This window comes from Streptomyces sp. NPDC005925, assembly GCF_040638805.1.
In the GTDB taxonomy this organism is placed as follows: domain Bacteria; phylum Actinomycetota; class Actinomycetes; order Streptomycetales; family Streptomycetaceae; genus Streptomyces.
Genome location: NZ_JBEXVL010000013.1, coordinates 17,506 through 41,034, shown reverse-complemented (window position 1 = coordinate 41,034; position 23,529 = coordinate 17,506). Strand labels below are relative to the sequence as shown.

The following is a 23,529-nucleotide window of genomic DNA, read 5'->3' as shown; positions in this document are numbered from 1 at the left end:
GAGACCCGCCGGGACGACTGCCCGGCGGACCACCCGGCCGGTCTCAGGCCTGCGTCGCCCGGGCCCAGTGGCAGGCCGCCTGGGCCGGGCCGCTCCCCGCGAGTGCCTCCGGGTCGACGCCCCGGCAGGCGTCCGCGACCCCCGCGCGTTCCGCCTCTCCGCCGGCCAGGACCTGGCAGCGCACGTGGAAGCGGCAGCCCCCCGGGATACGGGACGGGTCCGGGGGCTCACCGGTGAGGACCACCGGATCGCCCGGCGCCTCCGGCAGCACCGACAACAGGGCCTGCGTGTACGGGTGCCGGGGCGCCGTGAGGACCTGCTCCACGGGACCCGTCTCCACGATCCGGCCCAGGTACATCACGGCCACCCGGTCGGCGATGTTCCACGCCAGCCCCAGGTCGTGCGTGACGACCAGCGCGGACAGGCCCAGCTCGGTGCGCAGCCGCAGCAGCAGCGCCAGGATCTCGCCGCGCACCGAGGCGTCCAGGGACGCCACCGGCTCGTCGGCGACGAGGAGTTCGGGTTCCAGGACGAGCGCGCCCGCGATGACGACGCGCTGCCGCTGCCCGCCGGACAACTCGTGCGGATAGCGCAGGAAGAACCGCTCCGGCGGCCGCAGCCCGGCCCGCGACAGGGCCTGCGCGACCGCCTCCTGCTCGTCACCGCCGTACCCGTGGATGCGCAGCCCCTCGGCGACCGCGTCGTACACCGTGTGCCGCGGGTTGAGCGAGCCGCTCGGGTCCTGCAGCACCAGCTGCACGCGCTTGCGGTACGCCTTCAGGGCCCGGCCCGCGTAGTTCAGCGGGCCGCCGTCGAAGGTGACCTCGCCCGACGTCGGCCGGACCAGGCCCAGCAGGCTGCGCGCGAGGGTCGTCTTTCCGCAGCCGGACTCGCCGACCAGGGCGACGATCTCACCGGGCCGGATGTCCAGGTCGACGCCGTCGACCGCGCGGGCGCGGGCCGCGCCGTGCCGCCCGGGGAACGTGACCCGCAGGTCCCGCGCGCTCAACAGGGGAGCGGCGGTGACCTCGGGCGTCTCGGGAATGGCGGGGGACGTGGTCATGGCGTGCTGCGCCTCGCTTCCTCGAAGGACCCCGGTGATTCCTCAGGGGTTCCCGGCGCCGGTGCTTCCGCGAGGGACCCCGGTGCCGGCGCCGTGGGCCCGTGCCCGTCCGGCGTCACGTGCACGCAGGCCGCCAGCCGGTCCGCCCCCGCCGCCCGCAACGCCTGGTCCTGCGTCGCGCACGAGTCGAGAGCCACCGGGCAGCGCGGGTGGAACGTGCAGCCGGACGGCAGCGCCGACGGGTCGGGCGGATCGCCGGCCAGGCCCTGCGGCGCGAACCGCGAGGACGGGTCGCCGATCCGGGGGAACGCGGCCGACAGCGCCTTCGCGTACGGGTGCCGGGCGTCGTCGTAGACCTGCCGGGCAGGGCCCTCCTCGACGACGCGGCCCGCGTACATCACGGCGAGCCGGTCGCAGGTGTCCGCGAGGACCGCCAGGTCGTGACTGATCATGACGAGGCCGACGTCCTGTTCGGCGACGAGCTGTTCGATCAGCCGGAGGATCTGCGCCTGGATCATCACGTCGAGCGCGGTGGTCGGCTCGTCGGCGATCACCAGCCGCGGGTCGCAGGCCAGCGCCATCGCGATCATGACGCGCTGGCGCTGCCCGCCGGACAGTTCGTGCGGGTAGGCGTTGGCGCGGGCCGCGGGCAGGCCGACCTGCTCCAGCAGCTCACCGGTCTTCTTCTTCGCGCCGGCCGGGGTGGCCTTGCGGTGCAGCAGGATCGGCTCGGCGATCTGGTCGCCGATGCGGTGCACGGCGTTCAGCGAGTGCATCGCGCCCTGGAAGACGATGGACGCGCCGGCCCAGCGGACCGCGCGCACCCGGCCCCACTTCATGGCCAGGACGTCCTCGCCGTCGAGCAGGATCTCCCCGGTGGTGCGCGCCCCGGGCGGCAGCAGCCGCAGCAGGGCCAGCGCCAGTGTGGACTTGCCGCAGCCGGACTCGCCGGCCAGACCCAGCTTCTGGCCCGCGTCCAGGCGCAGGTTCACCCCGCGCACGGCCGCGGCCCCGCCGGCGTACGTCACCGTCAGGTCCCTGACGTCGAGCAGACTCAACGGGACACCCCCAGCCTCGGATTGAGGACCGCTTCCACGGCCCGGCCGCACAGCGTGAACGCCAGCGCCACGACGGCGATGGCGATGCCCGGGGGCACCAGGTACCACCAGTCGCCGGCACTGACCGCGCCCGCCTCCCGCGCGTCCTGGAGCAGCCCGCCCCAGGAGACGACCGTCGGGTCGCCGAGGCCGAGGAAGGCCAGCGTGGCCTCGGCGAGGATGGCCGAGGAGATGATCAGGGTCGTCTGGGCCAGTACCAGCGGCATCACGTTCGGAAGGACGTGCCGGGACATGATGTGCCAGTGGCCGCCGCCCAGCGCCTTCGCCCGCTCGATGTAGGGCCGGGTCTCCACCGCCAGCGTCTGCGCGCGCACCAGCCGGGCCGTCGTCGGCCAGGTGGTCACGCCGATCGCGACGATGATGGTGGTCAGCGAACGGGACATCACGGTGGCCAGCGCGATCGCCAGGACCAGCGTCGGCATGACGAGGAACCAGTCGGTGATCCGCATGATCACGGTCGAGTACCAGCCGCCGAAGTGGCCGGCCGTCACCCCGATCAGCGTGCCGATCGCCACCGACAGCACGGCGGCCAGCAGCCCCACCAGCAGGGACACCCGCGAGCCCCACACCACCAGGCCCAGCAGGTCGCGGCCGAACTGGTCGGTGCCGAGCGGGAACTCACCGCTGGGACTCTCCAGCGGATTGCCCGGCGCCTGGGTCACATTGCTCACGTCGGAGCCGACGACGAGCGGAGCGGCCAGCGCCAGCAGCGCGAACAGCGCGAGCGCCACCAGGCCGGCCAGCCCGGCCCGGTGCGCGCGGTACTGCCGCCAGAAGCGGGCCACGGAGGCGCGGCGACGCTGCCGGGCGAGGGCGCGCGGACTCGCGGGCGTGGCCTTCCGGCCGGGAATCTCCTGGTCGGGGGTCTTCCGGTCGGGGCTCTCGCCGTCGGCTGTGGTCTCGGTCGTCATCGGCCCACCCGGGGGTCGAGCAGCGGATAGATCAGGTCGGCGAGCGTGTTCATCACGATCACCGCGGCGGCGAACACGAAGAACAGGCCCTGCACCAGCGGCAGGTCGGGCACGCTCAGGGCCTGGTAGAACAGGCCGCCGAGCCCCGGCCAGGAGAACACCGTCTCCACCAGGATGACGCCCGCCACGGTCCGCCCCAGGTTGATGAAGATCAGGGTCACGGTCGGCAGCAGCGCGTTGGGCACGGCGTGCCGGCGCCGCACCAGGTCGTCGCGCAGGCCCTTGGCCCGCGCGGTCGTCAGATAGTCGCTGCCCATCTCGTCCAGCAGCGCCGACCGCGTCACCAGCAGCGTCTGGCCGTACTCGACGGCCACCAGCGTCAGCACGGGCAGGACCAGATGGTGCGCGACGTCGAGGACGTACGCGAAGCCGTCCTCGCCGCCCGACTCCATGCCGCCGGTCGGGAACATCCCCGGGATCGGGCCGATGCCCACCGACAGCACGATGATCAGCAGCAGCCCCAGCCAGAACGACGGGATGGAGTACAGCGTCAGCGCGAGACCGGTGTTGATCCGGTCGCCCGCCTTGCCGTTCCGCCACGCCGACCGCGTGCCCAGGAAGATGCCGAGCACCGTGTACAGGACGAAGGCGGTGCCGGTCAGCAGCAGCGTGTTCGGCAGCGCCTCGGTGATCTTGTCGATGACCGGCGCCCGGAACTGGTACGACGTGCCCAGATCGCCGGTGAGCGCCTTGCCGCAGTAGTCGGTGAACTGCTGCCACATCGGCAGGTCGAGACCGAATTCCTCGCGGTACGCGTTCAGCTGCGCCTGCGAGACCTGACGGCCGCCGGTCATGGCCTTGATCGGGTCGCCCGGGATCAGCCGGAACAGGAAGAAGCTGGTGACGAGGACGGCGAGCAGGGAAACGGCCGCACCGGCCACCTTGCCCGCCACGTACCGCAGATACGCGGTGGTGGTGCGCGCCCGTGGTCCGCGGGCCGCCGGCCCGGCCGAGGCCGGGCCGGCGGTCTCCTCGACCAGCGCGGGTGTCGCGTCAGCGGTCATGTGTACTCAATCGCCAATCGCCTGGTCGGTACGGAAGTGCCCGGCGGGCGCCGCGGGGGCGCCCGCCGTCTCTGCTCGCGATCCCTCCGCGGGTCTGCTCACGGTCAGCTCGCGGTCTGCGGGCCGCCTACTCGCGGTCCTCGGAGGTGGACCGGCGGCGCATCGCCACGAACGCGCCCAGGCCGGCGAGGACGACGACGCCCGCCACGATCCCGATCACGACCCCGGTCGAGGACGAGTCGTCCGCCGAGTCGCCGGAGTCCGCCGGAACGGCCGACCACCAGCTCCAGTAGCCGTCCTGGCCGTAGAGGTTGCCCGCCTTGGACGGCATGGTGGTGATCGACTTGATCTGGTCCGTGCGGTAGGCCTCGACCGCGTTCGGGTACGCCATGACGTTCATGTATCCGAGGTCGTACAGCCGCGACTCCATCTGCTTGACGAGGTCCGCCCGCTTGGCCGGGTCGTATTCGGCGACCTGCTTCGCGTACAGCTCGTCGTACTTCTTGTCGCAGATGAAGTTGTCCGTGGCGCCGGTGTCCTTGGGGGTGGCCGGGAGCGCCCCGCAGGTGTGGATGGACATGACGAAGTCCGGGTCGGGGTTGACCGACCAGCCGTCGAAGGCAAGGTCGTACTTGCCGGCCAGCCACGGGTCCGTCACGTTGTCCAGGCAGTTGAGCGTGACGCCGACACCGAGGTCGCCCCACCACTCCTGGAGGTACTTGCCGATCGCCTTGTCGTTCGGGTCGGTGGCGTGACACAGGACGCGGTAGTTCAGCGGCTTGCCGTCCTTGCCGACGCGCTTGCCGTCACCGTTCTTCCTGTACCCGGCCTCGTCCAGCAGCTTCGCCGCCTTCGCGGGGTCGTACGCCAGCTCCTGGCCGGCCGACGGCTCCCAGAAGTACTGCGAGAAACGCGGCGGGATGTACCCGGCGCCCTCGACGGCGTGCCCCTGGAACACCTTGTCGATGATGGCCTTGCGGTCGACCGCCATGAACAGCGCGTTCCTGACCCTCTGGTCCAGCAGCGAGGGGTGCCCGTCGCCGAACTTCTCGCCGTTCTTGGCCTTCGCGCCCGGGTTGGTGGCCAGCGCGTAGAAGCGGCGCCCGGGGGCGTCGTTGACCTTGATGTTCTTCTCGCTGCCCAGCGAGGCGGCCTGGGCGGGCGTCAGCGACGGCGAACCGGAGACGAAGGACACCTCGCCCTTGCGCAGCGCGGACACCGCGGCGTCCTGGTCCTTGTAGTAGCGGAAGACCAGCTCGTCGAACTTCGGCGCGCCGCGCCAGAAGGTCTTGTTGGCCTTGAGCCGTACGTAGCTGTCGGGCTTGTAGGCGGTCAGCACGAACGGCCCGTTGCCGACGACCGGGAACGACTTGTCGTTGTTGAACTTCGAGAAGTCGTCGACCTTCTCCCACACGTGCTTGGGCACGATCGGCACGTCCAGCGCCGTCATGGTGGCCTGCGGCTTCTTCAGCTCGATGACGAGCTTGGTGGGGCTGGGCGCGGTGACCTTCTTGAAGTTCCCGACGAAGTTGCCGTTCGCGGTCGCGGCGCCGTCGTCGGTCATCATCGTGTTGAACGTCCAGGCCGCGTCCTCGGCGGTGGCCTGCTCACCGTCGGACCACTTGGAGTCCTTGCGGATCGTGTACGTCCAGGTCAGCTTGTCCGCCGACGGCTCCCACTTGGTGGCCAGACCCGGGATGACGTGGTTGTCCTTGGGGTCGTAGTTCGTCAGGTACTCGTACGTCAGCCGGAAGATGCTCGTACTGAGCAGGCGCACCGCCAGGAACGGGCTGAGCGAGTCGACGCTCTGCGCCACGGCGACCGTGAGCACGCTCTTGCCGTCATCGGCGGCGCTGGCCCGCTGCGGCGCCGGGTTGAGCGGTGTCGCGAGCCCGGCGGTCAGGGCGAGCCCGGCCGCACCGGCCGCCGCCACGAGCCGGAAGCGGCGCGGGAGGTGGCGAGACTGCGGGCGTGGACGCCCTCTGCCGTACTGATCGTTCTTGTCCATAGCGTCGGTGACCTCGCGTCATGGCTCGCACGGGAAGGACAGGTTGAGCGGCCGGTCTGATCAGGTAGATGAGGTTGTCTATCAGCGAGTATCTGCACGCGTCAACGGCAGGTGAACCCCATGTGGCCTGCGGAAATAACGGTTTGACGAGCATCCGCCACCCATTGGTCGAGACCACTGAAGGAGCCCTGGCCAGGGGCTGACGACGGATTTGGGTGATATGTGATCGGTGCGCGATCGGGATGTGTGCGAGCTGAGTGCAGAGCGGGTGCGGACCTGTTCAGTATGTGGGCAGGGGCGCTGTCGCGGGCGGGTCCGCACAGGGGTGGGAGGGGTCGGGAAGGCGCACAGGCCCGCGCCAAGGGCGTCGGCGCGGGCCTGGTCGGCGGGCGGCGCTCCGCTGAGCGGGTGAGCGCAGCCGGTGGGGCTGGGTGAGCTACTGGGGTGGCGGGTTCTGCCCGGGATAGGACTGACCGGGCTGGGGATAGGGCCCCGGCTGTCCGGGCGGCGCGTAGGGCCCGCCCGGGTGGGGCGGCCGGCCCTGCTGCGGGTACGGCCCCGGCTGTCCGGGCCCCGGCTGCCCGGGGTAGGGCTGCTGACCGCCGTACGGCTGACCCGGGGCGGGCTGACCCGGGTACTGGCCACCGGGCATGGGCGGGGCGGCGACCGGCGGCGGGTTGCCGTCGGAGGTCCACAGACCGTGGGCCTGCTGATGGCGGACGAAGTCCTCGGCGACCAACGCCGCGAGGTTGAAGTACGCCTCCCGCACCTTCGGCCGCATCATGTCGAGATCGACCTCGGCGCCCGCGGCCAGGTGCTCGTCGAAGGGAACGACCACCACCCCCCGGCACCGCGTCTCGAAGTGGCTGACGATGTCCTCGACCTTGATCATCTTGCCGGTCTCGCGGACCCCGGAGATGACGGTGAGGGAGCGCGAGACGAGATCGGCGTACCCGTGCGCGGACAGCCAGTCCAGCGTCGTACTGGCGCTGGAGGCACCGTCCACGGACGGCGTGGAGATGATGATGAGCTGGTCGGCGAGGTCGAGCACGCCGCGCATGGCGCTGTAGAGGAGACCCGTACCGGAGTCGGTGAGGATGACCGGGTACTGCTTGCCGAGCACGTCGATCGCGCGCCGGTAGTCCTCGTCGTTGAAGGTCGTGGAGACGGCCGGGTCGACGTCGTTGGCGATGATCTCCAGACCGGAGGCCGCCTGCGAGGTGAACCGCCGGATGTCCATGTACGAGTTGAGGTACGGGATCGCCTGGACGAGGTCACGGATGGTGGCCCCGGTCTCGCGGCGCACGCGGCGGCCGAGCGTACCGGCGTCCGGGTTGGCGTCGATCGCGAGGATCTTGTCCTGCCGCTCACTGGCCAGGGTGGAGCCGAGGGCGGTGGTCGTGGTCGTCTTGCCGACGCCGCCCTTGAGGCTGATGACGGCGATGCGGTAGCAGGACAGCACGGGCGTGCGGATCAGCTCCAGCTTCCGCAGCCGCTCCGCCTCCTCCTTCTTGCCGCCGATCTTGAACCGACCGCCACCGGCCACCGGACGGCTGCTCTTCGCCTTCTGCCGCTTGTTGTTGAGCAGCCGGTCGGAGGACAGCTCCACGGCAGCGGTGTAACCGAGGGGCGCGGCACCGGGATTGGTCTGCTGCCGCTGATCATGCTGCACGGCCTGCGGCCAGGCGGTTCCGGTGCGCGGGTCGACGGGCGGCTGCGAGGGCTGGGCCGGGTGACCGGGCTGGGGGCCGGGCCCGCCGGGGCCCTGCGGAGGCACTCCGGGCTGAGCGGCGGGCGGCCGGCCCGGCTGCTGCGCACCCGGCTGCGGGAAGCCATGGGCGCCGGGCTGTGGAGCCTGCGGGGCTTGGGGGTGGGGGAAGCCGTAACCGCTCTGCGGGTCGGGGGCACCCGGGGTGCCGGGCTGGGGAGCCTGCGGGGCTTGAGGGTGGGGGAAGCCGTAGCCGGCCGGCGGGACAGGGCCGCCGGGCGTGCCGGGCTGGGGGAAGCCGTACCCGGCCGGGGGGTTGGGGCCGCCGGAAGCGCCGGGGTGCGGGTCCTGGGCCGGGGGCTGCGGGAAGCCGTACCCGGCCTGCGGGACGGGGCCGCCGGGCTGCGGGGCCTGCGGGAAGCCGTAGCCGCCCTGTGCGTCCGGGGCCGCGGCGGGCGGCTGGGCCGAGGGCTGCTGTGCGGCGGGGCCGCCGGGGGTGCCGGGCTGGGGGAAGCCGTACCCGGCCTGCGGCGCTGCGGGCGGACTCTGCCACGCGGCGGGCGCGGGCTGCGGTGCCTGCGGCTGGAACGCGGGCTGCGCGGGAGCGGCGGGCAGGGGGTGCGCCTGACCCTGCTGGGCGGGCGGCTGCGGGAAACCGTACCCCCCTGCCTGCGGGGGCTGCTGCGTCGGCCACTGGTGGGCGGGCCCGGGCGCGGCGGGCTCGTACGACGGCGGCAGCGGGGGCACGCCGCCGGACGCGGGCGGAACGGGCACCGAGGGGACGGCGTCCTGCGGCTCCGCGCCGGCGGGCGCGGAAGGGGGTGCGGACGTGGGTGTGCCCTCGGCGTCGTCGTCCGTGGCGGCGTGCGGAGTGCCGGAGGGCGCGTGGTCGTCGGCGTCGTCGGCGCTCTCGGGGTCCTCGCCCTGCGACGAGGACGCGTCGAGCCCGAAAACGGCACCGAGCGGGGCGTCGTCGTCCGGCCGGCCGAATCCGGCGTCGCCCTCGCCGTCAGCACCGTCAGCACCGTCAGCACCGTCAGCACCGTCAGCACCGTCAGCACCGTCGACGCCGTCGGCGGCAGCGCCGTCGCCGGAGGGGGCGCTGTCGCCGGAGGCGGTGGGCACCTCGCCCTCGCCGCCGTCCTCCCCCTCGCCCCGGCGGTCTGCGGCCCGCAACCGTGCCTCGACCTCGGCGGCGCGCTCGTCGATCTCCCGCTTCAGGGCGCCGGCGGAGAACCGGATGGTCGCCCCGCTCTCCAGGTCACCGCCGTGAGGATCGTCGGCGTCGGGGGCCGGTGCCGAGGCCTCCGGGACGCCGGGACCGGTAGGTGCCTGCGGCTCGAACCCGCTGTCGGCCGGAAGTCCGGGCACCGCGACCGGCCCGCCGACGGGCGGCGGCGGAACCGCGTAGGGGGCGGTGTACGCAGGAGGAGCGAAGGGCGCCTGCGCCGCGGGAGGAGCGAAGGGCGCCTGCGCCGCGGGAGGCACCGGCGGCACGCTCGGGGTGTCCGTGGACGAAGGGAACTGCGGAGAGGGGGGCGGAGGCGTGGAGTAAGGACTGGCCGGAGCGACGGGAGGGACCGGAGCGACGGGCGCCGCATTCACCGGCTCGTCCGGCGCGGGTGGCGTGACCGGCCCGGGAGACGGGGGCGTCGCGGGAGGCGGCGCCGCAGGCGTGGCGGGCGCCGCGGATCCACCGGAGGCGTTCTGCGTGTACCAGGCCGGCGGGGCGTAGTCGATGGTGAACTCGCCGGTCGCCTCCACGGCCGTCTCCACGTCGGGCTGGTCGTCGCCGGGTGTTTCCCAGCCCCCGCGGTTCCCGTCCCGATCGCTGCTCACAGTTCCTCCTGGTGTGGTCGAGCGCCCTCATGCCGTGCGGGGGCGCCCCTTGCTCGTCGTCCGTGTCGGCCGAGTCGCGCGAAGCCGTACGCATGCGCCCGAGGTGGTCCGAACTCGTCCGGTGTACTGGTTCCCCCTGGGACACCGACGCCGGGTCCACGGAGTCGGCGACGCGCCCACTCCCAGCCTAATCATCCGGGCCCCGCCCCCGTCAGACCCGCCCGCCCCCACTCTCCACCACCTAACCCCACAACTCGGGCGAAAGGGGTGCACCTTCGCGATGCGGGGGCGCACATACCCGACGCTCACTCCACCGGACGCGTCAATCCATCCGCCGGGGGTGACCGAGGAGGCCGATCTCGGCGTCCGTGGGATGCGTCAGGACGTACTGCCGGTCACGACCCGCGCACCACAACGTCATCCCGTCGGCCAGCGTCGGCAGTGATTCCACCACCGTGCGGGAGAGACCCGTGATCCGCCCGAGTTCCGCTGCCTCGTCCGGTGACACCCGCTGGATGCCCGTGAGCCGTGCCTGCCGCACCAGCCGGGGAGCAGCCGGACTCAGATAGGGGAGCAGCGTCAGCACGGACTGCCAGGGGCCGGCCACGACCCGCCCGCGCGGCGGCCGCATACCGCAGTCACGCACCACAAGGACGGGTGTGCCCGCCGAGGCGCCCTGCGGCGGCACGTGCCCCACGTCGTACACCGCCAGCCCGTTCTGGCCGCCGCCCATGGCGTGCACCATCTGCACCCAGGCCTGCGGGCGTCCGGTCTCGACAGCGACCCGGGCGCCGGTCGCGGCGGTTCGCAGGGCGATCACCTGGGCGGTCCACAGACCGCCGATGAGGACCATGTCGTACGGCGTGGGCCGGTTGACGCCGAGCACGGCGGGCTGCCCCTCGGCGTCCACGCCGACGACCACACCGTCGTCCCCGATGGGCACGGCCAGCATGTCGACCTCGTCCGCGGGAAGACCATGCCGGCCGTGCCGGGGGCCGAGCAGCCCCAAGCCGCTCAGGAACCGGCCGCGCCGGGTGTCACTGGCCGCGGCAGGGGCACCGGGCGCCTGGCCGGAGCCCTGGACGATCGGGGACGTCACCGAGTACCTCCGAGGGGCAAGGTGGCGAGCACACCGGGCAACTGTTCACGGTCGAGCCGGACAAGCGCGCCACCGGACTGCCGGGCCGCACCTTCCAGGGCCCGCCGGGCGGCGGTCAGCTCATCGTCGCTGCGACCGGTCACCCGCAGATGCCCGCACAGCGCAACCTCCTGCCCCTCCCCGCGGGACATGCTGAGACTGAAGGTGGTGGCCAGCGCGGGCACCGACGTCACGTTCGCCACGAACTGCGGCAGCGAGGTGCCCCGGCCGTCGCCGAACGGGGGCCACCTGCGAATCCAGTAGGTGGTGTGCCGACGGTTGTCACAGCGCCAACCGCGCGCCGACTCCTGCGTACGACGCTGACGCTGCTCGGTGCGACCGGCCTCCGCGGTCACCAGAGGGTTGGCACACGCAGAGGTGGCGAGCGCGGAGACCAGTTCCTCCTCGCTCAGCACGGTCGTACGGAAACCGGCGCCCGTCAGCCTGCTCGCGAGGTGGTTGGCGGTGCGCGCGACACACCTTTGCGCTCCCACGAGTCCGCCCCCGCGCGCGGCCACCGCCTCCGGGCACAGCTCGGGGTCCAGCTTCAGGGCGACCCAGGTGATCCGCACCGCGGGCGCGCCCGTCTGCTCCTGCAGCGGCGCGTAGTTGGCGACCGCCACCGACTGCCGGGGCAGATGCAGTGCGGGAGCCGGCTGGGTGTGCAGCACGATCTGGGCCGACTCCAGACGGATGCCGTCCACATCGAGGGCGTCCCGCACGATGCCGAGCGGCAGCGGCTGCCGGTTCCGCTCGGCTCGCAGCGCCGTCGCGTCGGCCTCGACCTGGACGACGGCCGTGACGAACGTGCCGTCGCCGACGATTCCGACGGGGCGCCCGTCGCGCACGCCGTAGGAGTACGTGCGCAGCGCGGGCTCGCATTCGAGTGCCGGTACCAGGCCGGGCTCCGTGCCCGGCGGAATCTCCATGGCCGCGGCGCGCCGCTGCCTGCTGCGCAACCGCCGTGCGGTGAAGAGCCATTCCGGGACCGACCGGCCCCGGCGACGCGCAAAGGCCAGCAGCACCAGCGCGATGGCGAGGACACCCGCCGGGAGCAGGGCCACCGGGTCGATCACCCAGCCGACGAGCAGGACGGCGGCGGCGAGCTCCAGAAGGACGACACGTTGCAGCCGGAACGACCTGGCCTGCCCGGGGCGTGTTCGCCACTGCCGGGCGCCGGAGGCCGAGTTCCTGCTTCCGGGTGACGTCGCCGGTCGCTCCGGACCCGCTCCGGGCGCCGAGGAGCCCTGCGCCCGCAGTCGGCCGCGTGCCTGCGCACGTGCCCCGGAAGCCATCACTGAATTCCCCCGAATCGCTCGCGATCAGCCGGAATACCGGTCCCGCACAAGGCTTTTGAAAGCCTCATCACCCTACCCGCTCCACGTGTCCGTGCGATCACCAGGCATAGTAGGGGGCCGGTCTGACAGCACTGGGCGGGGGACGCGAGGCTCCCGGACCGACACGGGGAGAGACAGTCACTCATGGCATCACGGCGGGACGAGCTCAATGCCTACACGTTCGCGAAGCGGCGCCTGTTGGCAGCGTTCCTGCAACCCTCCCCCTCGGGAACAGAGGAAGGCGCGCCCAAGCCCCTGCGGGCGGTCGTCCCCAGCATGGTCGCCGGAGCCCTGACCCTGGCGGTCTTCGGGGCCTGGGGCATGTTCCAGCCGACGGCACCCGAGGGCTGGGACAGACCCGGCACCCGGGTGATCGTCGGCAAGGACTCGACGACCCGCTACGTCGTACTGAGGACGGACGGTGCCACGCGGCTGCACCCCGTGCTGAACCTTGCCTCCGCCCGGCTGCTCATGAAGGACGCCGACTACGACGTCACCCAGGTCGGCGACGACATCCTGGACTCCGGGAAGCTGCCCCGCGGGCCGATCCTCGGCATCCCCTATGCCCCCGACCGGCTTCCCTCGGCCGAGGAGGCGGGCAGGGCCAAGCGCTGGGCCGTCTGCGAACAGCCCGGCGGCAAGGGCGACACCGTCCAGGAAGCGACGTTCGTCCTGGCCTCCGGGGAGGTCGCGAAGACGGAGGGAAGCCGTCGGCTGACGGACGACGAAGCCCTGTACGTGAAGACACGCACGGGCAAGCGCTACCTGGTCGACGCCGAGGGCACCTCGTACGCCGTCAACGGCAATGAGTCCGACACGCTGACGAAGGCGCTCGTCGGCGCTCGCACGCCGCAACTCGTCACGAAGGAATGGCTCGCCACACTCCACCCCGGTGACCCGATCCGCTTCCCCGACCTGCCGTCGGGCATCGGCGCTCCCGCCGAAGTGCCCGGCAGCGCCCTCTCGGCGGACGAGAACAGGGTCGGCATGGTCCTGAAGGCCGAGACGGGCGAGGGGACGCAGCACTTCGTCGTCCTCCCGAGCAAGGTGCAGCCGATCAGCGACTTCACCGCCTGGCTCCTGATCAGCTCACCGCAAACAGCCACGCTGAACATGAACGGTAAGGCGCGCACCGTGGGCCTGCAGGACTTCACCGCCGACCCCGAGCCCTTCGCCGGGCAGTCCGAGAAATGGCCGCAGAGGCGCATCAGCCAGGTCAAGGCCGGACGCGACACGGTGTGCAGTGTCCTGCGCGAGGTGGACGGCAAGGGCCGGACGAAGCTCAGCACCTGGGCAGGCGCCGACTACCCCGCCGAGATCACGGCCGACGGAACCAGCACCTACACCACCCCCGGGTCCGGCCTCCTCTACACCCAGATCCAGGGCTCCGCCACGGCATCGGGCGCACTCTTCCTCGTGACCGACACCGGACTGAGGTACGCCGTCCAGGCGAACGGCGACAGTGACGCCCACACGTCCGACATCGGCGCCGACGGGCAGGGAGAGACGTCGGACGGCACCCCGGAACCCAGCGAGGCCCAGGTCAAGCTGGGCTATGCGAACGTCCGTCCGGCCAAGGTGCCCCTGGCCTGGTCCGGGTTCCTGGCCAAGGGGCCGCGCCTCGACACCAACAGCGCCCGCCAGCCGCAGGGTTCGTGACCCCCGCAAACGCTGGACTCACCCGGCCCGAACCCCTCGTTCAGGGGACCGAAGGATCTCTGGACACAGACAGGAACGACGTGCATCTGTCGCCGACGAAGACCTCCCTGCTCACCGCGGCCGTCGCACTGACGGCGCTGAGCGCCTGTCCGTCCGCACCGGTCCGGGCCACCCACGCCCCGGCACCACCGCCGCAGGCCCAGGCACCCACCCGGCCGAACGGCAGCGGCCAGTGCGCTTTCCCCAGCAAACAGCACTTCAAGGCCCGCCCCTGGGCACTTCAGCGTGTCCTGTTGGATGAGCTGTGGCAGGGCACCAAGAAGGGCAAGGGCATACGAGTCGCCGTCATCGACACCGGCGTCGACGACAAGAACCCGCAGCTGTCCGGCGCCGTGGACAAGGCCGCCGGCCGGGACCTGCTCAGCAAGGGCAAAGGCGGGGATCCCACGAACGACGAGGTGGGACACGGCACGAAGGTCGCCGGCATCATCGCGGCCCGCCACGTCGAGGAGACAGGCTTCGTGGGCCTCGCCCCCCACTCCGTCATCATCCCGATCCGCCAGAACGACGCGGACAGCAGCGGTGACTCGGACTCCATGGCGGTGGCCATCAAGCACGCCGTCGATCAGCGCGCCGATGTCATCAACATCTCCCAGGACACCACCAAGCCCCTCTCGCCGACCTCCGCCCTGGCCAAGGCGGTGCACGAGGCCGTCACACAGAACGTCGTCGTCGTGGCCTCCGCCGGCAACGACGGCCTGGACGGCAAGAACAAGAAGACCTATCCGGCCGCCTTCGACGGCGTCCTGGCCGTGGCCTCCTCCGACCGGAACAACGAACGCGCCGCGTTCTCGCAGGCCGGCACGCACATCGGAGTGGCCGCGCCGGGCGTCGACATCGTCTCCACGGTCCCCGGCGGCGGCCAGTGCACGGACAGCGGCACCAGCTTCTCCGCCCCGTTCGTCGCGGGCGTCGCCGCGCTCCTCAAGGAGAAACACCCCCACTGGACAACCGCCCAGATCGTCACCCGGATCGAGCAGACCGCCGAGCGCTCCGTCAACGGCCGCGACGACTACGTAGGCTGGGGAGTCATCGACCCCGTCCGCGCCGTACAGGACTCCGACGTCGCCGACCCTCCCTCGTCGCCGACGCCCGACCCGGGACCCGAGCGGGCCAAGGCGCCCGACGTACCCCCCTTCTCGCTCGCGGAGACTCCCGCGGAACGCGACGAGCGCTACGCCACCTACGCCCTGGGCATCGTCACGGTCCTGGTCACGGCCACCGCGGGCACCGCCATCGTCATGCGCGACCTCCGTCGCCGCAAGGGAAAGCATTTCCGAGCATGAGTCTTGGCCCGCCTCCGTCGATCTGCACGCAGTCCGCGCTGTCGGCGGAGCACGCGAGGAAGAAGCGCCGCAGGAACGTGCCGACAGGCCTTCTGGCCGCCGTCACGGCCCTGGTGGTGTCCTTGGGGGGCTGGCTCCTGTGGCCAACCGGTGGAGAGGGAGGTGAGAAGAAGCCGACCGCCGCGCGGCAGACCGCGGACGAGGTGCGGGAAACGGCGGAGAGGGCGCCCGCCTCCCGGCCAGCCGAAGAACTGGATCGTGGGTTCGACGTTGACCGGCAGGACGACCGAGAAGTTCGACGGCCGGCCCTGGCATCAGGTCTTTCCGCCCCAGATGAGCGGTGACAACCTGGTCTTCCGCGAGGACGGAACACCGAACCTGACCGCGTCGGTGAGCTGGAATCCTCGCACGGACAAGGAAACCCCGTACTGCAACTGCACGCTCCCCGACGACTACGAACTCAAGGACCCCGAGCACACGAACGTCTTCGTCGCCCACGGCAACCTCATTTTCCCGCGGCACGAGGCGAGGAGGGACGACGGGTACCCCGAGGATCCGGTCACCGTGGCTCTCCCTTACCACAGCATCGGTCTGAGGAAGCATAGGAATAACGAGCGGGCGGGGTGGCGAACCGAGACACGGGGCGCTATCCCTGATCTCCGGACTCAGCCGTCCGCGTCGGTGTCGGCCTTCGCGCCGCCGTTGTGAACCGTCGGCTCCAGGTCGAATTCCCCGTCCCGCGCACCCAGCACAAAGGCCCGCCACTCGGCCTCCGTGTACCGCAGCACAGTGTCGGGGTCGAGGGACGAGCGCATGGCCACGGCACCCTCCGGCAGGTACGCGATCTCGACCCGCTCCTCGTGCTCCTCGGTCCCCGGCGCGCAGTGCCACTCGACACCGGAGATGTCGAGGGCGTAGAGCTCGTCCCGCTCACGCTCCTTGCGGGCCTTGATCTCCTGATCCGATTCCTTGGCCTGGTCAGGTGCGTCAACCATGGCGGAGCGGTCCTTTCACTACAGCGGAACAATTCGAGCCAGCCTAACTGTCGAAGTACCTTCCCTGTGACGCTTTGCAGTTGGAAGCTTCAGATCACGTGACTAAAGTGGTCGGCGGTACCACGCAAGTGGTACGGCGCGGGGGCGGCACGACGCTGCGAAACCGCGCGTCGCGCGGCAGCCGCAGCGTTCCTTGCCCGCCAGGACGGCTGCGGACAGCTGTCCGCGGTGACCCATCGCGGCGACGGCCATCGTCGCCTCAAGAGGAGGGCAGGAAGACGTGAGTGTCGATTACAGCAACGCTCAACTCATCCAGCTTGCGAACGACATCGGGAAGTTCCACCACAACGTCAGTGACCGAGTGGGGTCGCTCAACCGCGTGGTGGACATGGTCCAGGGAGGTTGGCAGGGCGCAGCCGGCAAGGAATTCGACGCCGTCCAGCAGGGTGTGAACCAGCACCTGCGCAAGCTTCAGGACAATCTCGTCGAGCTCGAAAAGGTCATGCGCATGAGCGTGGACGGTTTCGACGGCGAGGAGCAGGCGCGCATCTCGGAAATCCGCAAGGTGGATCACTCGTACGACGTCAAGAGCCGCATCACCGATCTCGCCTGACGCGACAAGACCCGCCACCCAGGAGGACCTGAGAATGAGCAGCAGCGCCGACCGCACAGCCGTCAACTACGACACAGTCACCCAGGCCGCCATCGACGTACGCAAGACGGCCGGAGACCTCGCCGAAGGCCTTGAATCCCTGATGCGCCGAGTCCGCGCCGTCGCCCAGGAGTGGGACGGTGAGGCGAAGGTCGCCTACGGCGAGATCCAGCGCACCAGCGGTGAGCAGATGGACATGATGTGCCAGAAGCTCCACCGCATCGCCAAGCTTCTGGACGAATCCGTCGTGGGTTACCAGGACACGGACAAGGGCAACGCGGCACGCTTCCGCATGCTCATGTGATGAGCCTTCAGCCGTAGGGCCCGCCGGAGAGAGAAATTCGGTTTCTCTCTCCGGCGTTCTCCGTTCTTCGACGAGTTCTGCGCGCCTGTATGTACTGCGAACGCCCGGAGCGACCGGGTATCTGACTCTGTGCCGACGCCGACGGCCGACTGTGTGGACGCCGACCGGCACCGGTTACGCATCGTGGACCTCTTGACGGCGACGTCGGCCAACGCTGTAGAGCGTGTGTCGGTGTTCTCCTCGATTGCGGCACAAGAAGCAGACGGTCGCGCTCTTGTAATGGCCTGACAACCGACGATGACCTGGCTGGTGTGTCTACAGGGTTCAGGCTTCGTGCCGACACTGGCTGGGCAGCGTTCACCGTCGATGAGCGGAACTCGCGGAGTGTTGATGAACAGGTCCCGGGCCCATGCAAATTTCTCGAGACATGCCGGGAGCTCCTCGAAGATACGAAGAAGTCCAAAATTTCTGCGGCAGTAGATATTTCATGGATGGTCGAGAACGCATCGAAAATCCATGCGCCTGCCAAGATTCTCACCCGCTTGGTCAGCCTTCAGGTACCGCCAGATTCACCACGGTTCCTGAATCTGATGAGGGTATGAGGGGGACCCACTTGCTTAGCTGGACGACTGAGGACGAATCAATAGTTTTTGGGCAGGGGCTTCATGGCTTCCGGTGGCGGGAACTTTATCGTGTTTGTACACTTGAGGAAATGAGCCATCTTGGCTGCCGAATTGAACAGTGTTCTGAATCTGACCTCAGTTGAAATATTCAGATCATTGAAGAGAGTCCCTGTAACTGAAAGGGGAGCACTCTGCTCGTTTCGAACGCACGGAAAGAATATGTCGGTGCTTCTTGATTTGTTGGTTGCCTGCATTCCTGAGCCAAGCTTATAGGCGTCGAAGAATCCGTAGCTACGATCTTGTTCTCCGGGGAAAAGGGGATCCAGGCCTGGAGTGAATCTAATCCATAGTGCGTCATTGCCGGACTTCGATCCGTCGTCGACAACCAAACGGCAGACGTAAACGACGTGATCTTCGGTGAGCATCGTCTTTGAGGCCGCCGCATGTGATTCCTCCGACGCGCTGCTGTTGTAGATGCGACTGAAGTCGTTGCTCCTCTTGGCCTGCTTGACTACCTCTCCGTCCAGAACGCCGTCACATGCGCCGTTCATGGCTGCTGCTCCGCGAGGTGGCTCATCCTCCCCACAGCCAGTGCAAGACATGGCAATCACAGTCGCTATCGACGCTAGAATTCGATATCGCATCATCACCTGCGACCTCCATCTGTGCGATCTGATGTATTCGCGCCCCGGTCGTATGCGTTCAGCACACTTTCCGTGTAATCTCGACCAGAATGTTCCGTCATATAGAGTAGAGCTGGTGTGATCGCTCGCAATTGTCCAAGGTCGCTGAACCGAGTTGCAGTCATACGGTTCTTATCAGACAGGTCTGCTTCCTTTTCCTTGGTTTCCCTGTCGACCTCAATGCCCCACTGCGTTTCGATTGTGCTGCCTACTCCCTCGACCAGCGTTGGGACGACTACGGCCGCGGCGCCGCCCGCAGCAGGTCCTGCGAAAGGCGTGAGAATAAGCCCCGTAGCCAGCCCAATTCCTTGACTGACCCCGAACTTCTTCCACTCTGCCGACTCGGCGAGCTTCTGATTGATCTTGTCCTCCTCGTCTCCGTACTGCTTGTCGAGATGGGAAATGCGAGCCTCGTCCAAAATGCCGTGAACGTATCCACTGTTATTAAGGATCTTGCTTACGGATTCAGGTGATTCCTTGTGTGCCTCAAGGGCTCCCAGCGTGAAAGCCTGTTCCGCAGCGGACAAAATCTTATAGCCGCCCTCATGCTGACCGGCATTGTAAAGGAAGTGGCTAGCTGTCGACTGGTCCAGATTGGTGTGTCCTGGGCCGTTGTGGTTGTAAAGGGAGTCTCTTCCTTCGAGTGAACCACGGCCACCCTCGTCGATCGTGGACCAGTTCAAGTCGTCCATGTACGCTGCCCCCATTCGGGCAATGCTGTCCCCAACTCCCGGTTTGTCGGTTACGAATTCACTGTCCTCGGCGATGGTAGTGGCTACTTGTTCCATGATGTTGGCGGTGTGCTTATCGCGTAGAACGACGCCGTCGGAAGAGTCGTACGGAACACCCAGAGTCGCGGCCTCCAATGCGTGTCCTAGCTCGTCGTAGCCGAATCCCCTCTTGTCTGCGACAAGGGGATTGCCATCAGGCCACTCTCGTTCATCGAGTAGGTACTTCAGTTCCGGGTCAAGTTTCTTGTCAGCATCCCAGCTCTTTCCGAAAAACAGGTCTTTGGCGGCCTCGGAGTTGTGTCCAAGGGCTTCCATATACCCTGCCATGGGATCGAACCCGTGATCATTCTTTTTCCCAAAGCTGAGGTACGGATTGGGGTCCCCGTCCGCACGCCAAAGATCCGTGGGCTTTTCGTCCTTGTGGGCCTTTTCGAAACCGATGAGCTTCTCACCGTAGCTGTTCAGGAAGTCAGTGTCGTAGCTTCCGTGGCGCATCAGGCTGCTCATCACTTGGAATCCATACGGACCGTCTTCGAGAACGCCACTCCCAACGTTCATATACTCGACCTGTTTATCGCCGAGGGTGATGACGTCGTGCTTCCATTTTTCCATCGCCTTGCTGTCCGAGTGTGACGCCGTTGCAAGGGTGTGACTCAGCGATTTCTGAATGTCTGCAGATGCTTTGGTCTGCTCGTCGCCTGTCTGAACTCGGTCAGCGATCTGGGTCCAAAGTTCGAGGGTCCCTTTGGCACCCAGGCTGGTCGCGAACTTTTCAGCGAAGTACGGGTCACCTTCGTGACGGGCGATGAGCTCGTTGATGCGGCCAAGAGCGGCAGGGTCCACCGGTCCGGAGCCGGCCTGAGCCAGTCGGCCCTTTTCGCCGGTGAGTCTCCCAAGTTCTTTGAGGTCCTTGTCTACCCTCTCATGCCCCTTCTTGGCGTCTGCAATGCTGGTGTAGCCGTTGGGGTTGAAACCCTTTCCTCGTCCGTTCTGGTCCTGACTCAGGGCCCACGCCAACGCGTCATCGGCTTCTTGCGCGGTGCTTACCGCAGACCGGATGCTGCTTCGGTAGGCCTGCAGAGTTTCTTGGTAACCCTTGTTAAGCGCGCCGATATGCTCGTTCGGAGTGTCTGCCGGTGGGTCGAAATACACCTCCCCGTCAGGCTTGACTGACAGATACTTGTCTCTCTCGATGTCTCGCTTCAGGCCCTGCAACTTCCGCTGTGAACTGGTGAAGATTTCGCAGGCGTCGTCCAGAAGCTTGTAGACGTCGTTGGCCTCGCCCGCAGCCGCAAGGATCTGTATGCCCACCAAATGGACCTTATCCAGAGCGGCCGTCGCAGCTTCGCCCTTCCAGTCGGAACCCTCTAGATCCTTCTGCACGGTGTTCTCGTACGTCTTGTGAACGTCCCGGAAGTCTTGAGGGAGGCGGCCCCACTTGGTTGCTGCTTCCGACAGTTCACTGAAGTCAGCCGCAAGTAGCGTCTGGTAGTCCAACATCTCGTCCTCAGCACAGCCGTTACTTGGGATTCTGGTTGCTGTGGCGCGCTTTTTCTTTCTGCTCGCGCAATGCATACTCATCGGCACTTGTGCGCAACGTGCCGGCGATGTCGTTCTTCAGTAGATTTTCCACGTACTTCATCTGGCCGCGCCACCGGGTCATGAAAGTAGAAAACTTGGGGCCAGACTTGAAACCCTTCAAGCTGGCGCCGACCTGCTCCGTCTCCTTGGTAGCGGAATTGTCTGCCTTCATGAAGTCATCGCGAACCGAATCGGAATTCGTAGCGCGACGCCGGAGGAAGCCGGAGTCGGTAACGAGCTTCTTTCCTGATGCCGATCCACCATCCGCCGGCAGCTGATTCAACTGCATACTGCTGTACTGTCGTGCAGCCGCATCACTGCGGGCCTTTCCCCACATCTCATCGAACGACATGCTGTTTCCTCTCGGTGTCACGGGCTGACGGATGGACGATGCATGGCGAGCACATGCGCGTCGGTTCGTGTCGGTCAGTTCCGTGGACCTGGGCCCGGCGGGATGTTGTAGGGATCGGGCCTGTTCGGGTTTTCCTGGTGTGGGGGATGGGCGGTGCCGTTTCCCGACAGCGGCGGATACGTGGGAGGAGGTGGAGTAGTCGTTGCGTTGCGTCGCTTCCGCACGATCAGAATGGTTACCGCAACTGCGAGGAGAACTGCCGCGGCGATACCCAAGCCGGTCCACAGGCCTTTCCTGCGGTCCTCCCCTGGCTTCGAGGCAGCGGGCGTCGGCGTGTCGCTGCCCGGATGAGTGTCTCCTGCGGAGCCTTCGCGCCTCGAGGCTTCTGGAGAGGGCGACTGCGATGCTGCTGCGGCCAGGTCCGGGAGAGGGTACTCATCGGCTGGACCCGGGTCCCCCGGGTTCTTGAGGGCCACGCGTGGACGCACCGTTCCGTAGCCCACGAAGTCGGTGCGCTTTTCACCGCCTGTCGGCTTGCCAGCGGTGTTCAGGATGACGCGGAGGACTTGATTGCGGGTCCAGTCAAGATGTGCTGACCAGACCAAAGCTGCAGCTGCGGACGCGATGGCTGTTGCGTCACTCGTGCCACTTGTTCGGCATACGCCCGTCTTTCCCAGGCATGCATGAATCATGTCGATACCGGGTGCGACGAGATCAATTTGAGGGCCAGACTGGGACAGCGCAAGGGCCTTGGCGTTCTTGTCTGTTGCCCCGATTCCTACGACGCCGGGCGTGGCGGCCGGGTAGCCCAACCTGTTGGCCGCAGCACCATCGTTGCCAGCAGCAGCGAAGATCAGCTTTCCCTTGTCCAGCGCGTACTTCACGGCCGCTGTGAGAGCAGCGGTACTGACGTTCTTTCTTCCAGGTGCATCATAGGCACCCATGGAGATGTTGATGATCTGCGCCTCAGTGCCGGCGGCGTAGCGAATCGCCTCGGCCATGTTGCGAGAAAACTGCGCCCCCGCATCGAATTTTCCGAAATCTTCTTCAGAATAGCGCATGCGGATGGGAAGAATTCTTGCCCCGGGCGCAAGACCGTACGATCCGTTCACCGCCCCCCGGCCCCCGGTCGCTGCGATGAGGGACGCTACGTTGGTGCCGTGGCCGGCCAGGTCTGTGTGTTCGTCTCCCCGCTGGTCGGAGTAGTCCTTCCCGTCTAGGACTCGACCTTTGAGATCGGGCAGCGAGGAATCGACTCCCGAGTCGATGACCGCGATCGTGATTCCGCGACCTTTGCTCGTCTGCCACATTTCTTCGGCTTGCATGGCGTCGAGGTGCCACTGGCGAGCGCGCACAGATTCCGCGTGTGCGGTGGCCGTGGCAACGCCTACCAGCAGTAGGCCAAGTGCCCCCGATGCCGCCGCGAGGCGGCGCATCGATCGCTTTTTGCTGATGCTGGTACGCATATGTCTTCCCGGAAATGACATTGTCTGGTTCAGTCGGCTACTGGTGGCACAGCATGGCGATTGGCAGATTGCCGCGTTGCTTCGTCCTCGATCAGATGGTCCGGACGGTCACCGCTGCGTTGTTCTCGACGTGAGGCCGGTGCAGCCGACGGATGAGAACCTCCCACGGCTCGTACCTGTCCCGAAGCAGATGACGAAGGCCCGTTGGTTGCCTGGCGTACAAGACCTGAACCGCCGGGAGTGAACGGGCGGCCTGAGCGGCGCCCGGGCTGAACTTGGCGGTTTCCTATGGGCCCTCCGGCTTCTGATGACAAGCGGCGCCCACCGACGAGCTCAGGTGACGAAGCGCTTCCTGTGGCGCCCGGCATGCCAGGAACGAGAGGGCGATTCATCGGGGCCCGTCCTTGTACGCCGCCTTGGCCAATCACCGTGCCGCGAGGGAGGCTGCCTGTCGGACGACTCGAGCCGGGTGTCACCGGTCGGCCTCCGACAATCCCGGTCTCGCGGGGCATCCGTGCTGCGCCATTGCCGGGCTTTGCCTGCCCGGGGAGCAGCGGCGGAACAGTCGAGGGAACTCGTGAAAGGGGGCTTGGATTGCTCGGACGTCCGTTGCTGAAGGTGGGTGGGAGGGCTCCCGGCTGTACGGACGGCTGGACCTCTGGGCGGATGCCGCCAGCCTGAGGTCCGGGGTTCACGGTGGTGGCAGGCGCAGTCGACTCAGGAAGTGTGGCTACCCCGTCGATGTCCATAGCAGCGGGCAAAGAGCTGTGCCTTGACTGTTCCCGGAAAGAGTGTGCCGGCGTGTTCGGCGAAGCGTCAGCAACGGCGTTGGACGCTGGTGACAACGCCCTGTACGTATTGCCCCCACCGTGGGAGACGCTGCCGACAGATACGTCTTCCTGGCTTGCACTCCACCAGGTCCGATCCCCGGAGTGGTCTGACGGAGGCGAG

The 23,529-nt window shown here is 68.1% G+C and carries 18 protein-coding genes; 5 read left to right on the top strand and 13 right to left on the bottom strand.

Going from position 1 to position 23,529, the window contains the following annotated elements; translation table 11 throughout:
* Positions 1-43: 43 nt before the first annotated feature.
* The 8 genes from ABZ354_RS17420 to eccE form a co-directional block, all read right to left on the bottom strand.
* On the bottom strand, positions 44-1,063 hold the full coding sequence (locus ABZ354_RS17420; protein WP_358657552.1) for an ABC transporter ATP-binding protein: 1,020 nt from the start codon (positions 1,061-1,063) through the stop codon (positions 44-46).
* Entirely contained in the window at positions 1,060-2,121 is a 1,062-nt protein-coding gene (locus ABZ354_RS17415) for an ABC transporter ATP-binding protein (protein WP_358657550.1), read from the bottom strand. The genes ABZ354_RS17420 and ABZ354_RS17415 overlap by 4 nt, the downstream gene beginning before the upstream one ends.
* Complete coding sequence (locus tag ABZ354_RS17410) at positions 2,118-3,092, bottom strand: ABC transporter permease (protein WP_358657548.1); 975 nt, start codon at positions 3,090-3,092, stop codon at positions 2,118-2,120. The genes ABZ354_RS17415 and ABZ354_RS17410 overlap by 4 nt, the downstream gene beginning before the upstream one ends.
* Entirely contained in the window at positions 3,089-4,156 is a 1,068-nt protein-coding gene (locus ABZ354_RS17405) for an ABC transporter permease (protein WP_358657546.1), read from the bottom strand. Before ABZ354_RS17405 ends, ABZ354_RS17410 begins: the two co-directional genes overlap by 4 nt.
* A 127-nt stretch (positions 4,157-4,283) precedes the next feature.
* A complete protein-coding gene (locus ABZ354_RS17400) occupies positions 4,284-6,164 on the bottom strand; it encodes an ABC transporter substrate-binding protein (RefSeq protein WP_358657544.1) in 1,881 nt (626 codons plus the stop codon).
* Positions 6,165-6,600: 436 nt separating this feature from the next.
* The gene (locus ABZ354_RS17395; protein ID WP_358657542.1) at positions 6,601-9,711 is read right to left on the bottom strand and encodes an SCO5717 family growth-regulating ATPase; all 3,111 of its coding nucleotides are present in this window, start codon (positions 9,709-9,711) and stop codon (positions 6,601-6,603) included.
* 322 nt (positions 9,712-10,033) lie between these two features.
* Positions 10,034-10,810 carry a hypothetical protein gene (locus ABZ354_RS17390; RefSeq protein ID WP_358657540.1) on the bottom strand — a complete coding sequence of 259 codons (777 nt, stop codon included), beginning with the start codon at positions 10,808-10,810 and terminating at the stop codon, positions 10,034-10,036.
* Complete coding sequence (eccE, locus tag ABZ354_RS17385; RefSeq protein ID WP_358657538.1) at positions 10,807-12,144, bottom strand: type VII secretion protein EccE; 1,338 nt, start codon at positions 12,142-12,144, stop codon at positions 10,807-10,809. Before eccE ends, ABZ354_RS17390 begins: the two co-directional genes overlap by 4 nt.
* A 186-nt stretch (positions 12,145-12,330) precedes the next feature.
* Here eccE and eccB point away from each other — a divergent pair, with 186 nt between their 5' ends.
* The 3 genes from eccB to ABZ354_RS17370 all read left to right on the top strand — a co-directional run bounded on the left by eccB (position 12,331) and on the right by ABZ354_RS17370 (position 15,899).
* Positions 12,331-13,845 (top strand): type VII secretion protein EccB, encoded by a 1,515-nt coding sequence (eccB, locus tag ABZ354_RS17380; RefSeq protein WP_358657536.1) that lies wholly within the window; start codon positions 12,331-12,333, stop codon positions 13,843-13,845.
* Positions 13,846-13,931: 86 nt separating this feature from the next.
* Positions 13,932-15,191, top strand: coding sequence for a type VII secretion-associated serine protease mycosin (gene mycP / locus ABZ354_RS17375; RefSeq protein ID WP_358657758.1), 1,260 nt, complete (start codon positions 13,932-13,934; stop codon positions 15,189-15,191).
* A gap of 258 nt (positions 15,192-15,449) precedes the next feature.
* On the top strand, positions 15,450-15,899 hold the full coding sequence (locus ABZ354_RS17370; protein ID WP_358657534.1) for a hypothetical protein: 450 nt from the start codon (positions 15,450-15,452) through the stop codon (positions 15,897-15,899).
* On the opposite strand, the gene ABZ354_RS17365 is transcribed toward ABZ354_RS17370, so the two are convergent.
* Positions 15,857-16,186, bottom strand: coding sequence for a DUF397 domain-containing protein (locus tag ABZ354_RS17365; protein WP_358657532.1), 330 nt, complete (start codon positions 16,184-16,186; stop codon positions 15,857-15,859). The genes ABZ354_RS17370 and ABZ354_RS17365 overlap by 43 nt on opposite strands.
* Positions 16,187-16,466: 280 nt before the next feature.
* Here ABZ354_RS17365 and ABZ354_RS17360 point away from each other — a divergent pair, with 280 nt between their 5' ends.
* Positions 16,467-16,799 (top strand): WXG100 family type VII secretion target, encoded by a 333-nt coding sequence (locus ABZ354_RS17360; protein WP_358657531.1) that lies wholly within the window; start codon positions 16,467-16,469, stop codon positions 16,797-16,799.
* Positions 16,800-16,833: 34 nt separating this feature from the next.
* Complete coding sequence (locus ABZ354_RS17355; protein WP_358657529.1) at positions 16,834-17,142, top strand: WXG100 family type VII secretion target; 309 nt, start codon at positions 16,834-16,836, stop codon at positions 17,140-17,142.
* A gap of 640 nt (positions 17,143-17,782) precedes the next feature.
* Here the strand turns inward: ABZ354_RS17355 and ABZ354_RS17350 are convergent.
* The 4 genes from ABZ354_RS17350 to mycP (ABZ354_RS17335) all read right to left on the bottom strand — a co-directional run bounded on the left by ABZ354_RS17350 (position 17,783) and on the right by mycP (ABZ354_RS17335) (position 22,578).
* A complete protein-coding gene (locus ABZ354_RS17350; RefSeq protein ID WP_358657527.1) occupies positions 17,783-18,415 on the bottom strand; it encodes a hypothetical protein in 633 nt (210 codons plus the stop codon).
* On the bottom strand, positions 18,412-20,679 hold the full coding sequence (locus ABZ354_RS17345) for a DUF6571 family protein (RefSeq protein ID WP_358657525.1): 2,268 nt from the start codon (positions 20,677-20,679) through the stop codon (positions 18,412-18,414). Before ABZ354_RS17345 ends, ABZ354_RS17350 begins: the two co-directional genes overlap by 4 nt.
* A gap of 19 nt (positions 20,680-20,698) precedes the next feature.
* Positions 20,699-21,112: a hypothetical protein gene (locus tag ABZ354_RS17340; protein WP_358657523.1), complete on the bottom strand. Its 414-nt coding sequence runs from the start codon at positions 21,110-21,112 to the stop codon at positions 20,699-20,701.
* A 74-nt stretch (positions 21,113-21,186) separates the two neighbouring features.
* Complete coding sequence (gene mycP, locus ABZ354_RS17335; protein ID WP_358657521.1) at positions 21,187-22,578, bottom strand: type VII secretion-associated serine protease mycosin; 1,392 nt, start codon at positions 22,576-22,578, stop codon at positions 21,187-21,189.
* Positions 22,579-23,529 lie beyond the last annotated feature (951 nt).

Coding starts and splice junctions, on each gene's coding strand:
- ABZ354_RS17420 (WP_358657552.1), bottom strand. CDS start 1,063: ATGACCACGTCCCCCGCCATTCCCGAGACGCCCGAGGTCACCGCCGCT.
- ABZ354_RS17410 (WP_358657548.1), bottom strand. CDS start 3,092: ATGACGACCGAGACCACAGCCGACGGCGAGAGCCCCGACCGGAAGACC.
- ABZ354_RS17405 (WP_358657546.1), bottom strand. CDS start 4,156: ATGACCGCTGACGCGACACCCGCGCTGGTCGAGGAGACCGCCGGCCCG.
- ABZ354_RS17400 (WP_358657544.1), bottom strand. CDS start 6,164: ATGGACAAGAACGATCAGTACGGCAGAGGGCGTCCACGCCCGCAGTCT.
- eccE (WP_358657538.1), bottom strand. CDS start 12,144: ATGGCTTCCGGGGCACGTGCGCAGGCACGCGGCCGACTGCGGGCGCAG.
- eccB (WP_358657536.1), top strand. CDS start 12,331: ATGGCATCACGGCGGGACGAGCTCAATGCCTACACGTTCGCGAAGCGG.
- ABZ354_RS17365 (WP_358657532.1), bottom strand. CDS start 16,186: ATGGTTGACGCACCTGACCAGGCCAAGGAATCGGATCAGGAGATCAAG.
- ABZ354_RS17355 (WP_358657529.1), top strand. CDS start 16,834: ATGAGCAGCAGCGCCGACCGCACAGCCGTCAACTACGACACAGTCACC.
- ABZ354_RS17345 (WP_358657525.1), bottom strand. CDS start 20,679: ATGTTGGACTACCAGACGCTACTTGCGGCTGACTTCAGTGAACTGTCG.
- ABZ354_RS17340 (WP_358657523.1), bottom strand. CDS start 21,112: ATGTCGTTCGATGAGATGTGGGGAAAGGCCCGCAGTGATGCGGCTGCA.
- mycP (WP_358657521.1), bottom strand. CDS start 22,578: ATGCGTACCAGCATCAGCAAAAAGCGATCGATGCGCCGCCTCGCGGCG.